Raw genomic sequence first — 411 nt, forward strand, 5'->3', positions numbered from 1 at the left:
CGCTAACGCAGCCGGCAACTGGGCCCTCACCCAACCCACGGCTCTGGCTCAGGGCAGCCACACAGTGTACGCCACGGCTCAGCTCAGCGGTCAGGCCGTAAGTGCCAATTCGAATACGAATACGTTCACCGTCGACTCGGTTCGCCCAAGCGTGGCTATCAGCTCCACGGCCACGAGCCCAACGAATACTACGCCGATTCCGGTAACAGTGACCTTCTCGGAAAGCGTGACCGGTTTCGTAGCTGGGGACGTGACCGTGACCAACGGGAGTATCTCGGGCTTCTCGGGCTCGGGGGCATCTTACTCGTTCAACGTGACGCCGTCGGCTAACGGCGCAGTGACGGTGAACGTACCGGCCAACGTAGCTCAGGACGGCGCCGGCAACGGCAACACCGCCGCTACCCAGTTCTC

Annotated in this window: 1 protein-coding gene; it reads left to right on the forward strand. The window is 62.5% G+C overall.

The window, feature by feature from the left end:
• Window positions 1-411 (forward strand): Ig-like domain-containing protein (locus EWM57_RS21330; RefSeq protein ID WP_207218377.1); only part of this gene is annotated, 411 nt, incomplete at both ends.

Source organism: Hymenobacter persicinus (assembly GCF_004167665.1).
In the GTDB taxonomy this organism is placed as follows: Bacteria; Bacteroidota; Bacteroidia; order Cytophagales; family Hymenobacteraceae; genus Hymenobacter; species Hymenobacter persicinus.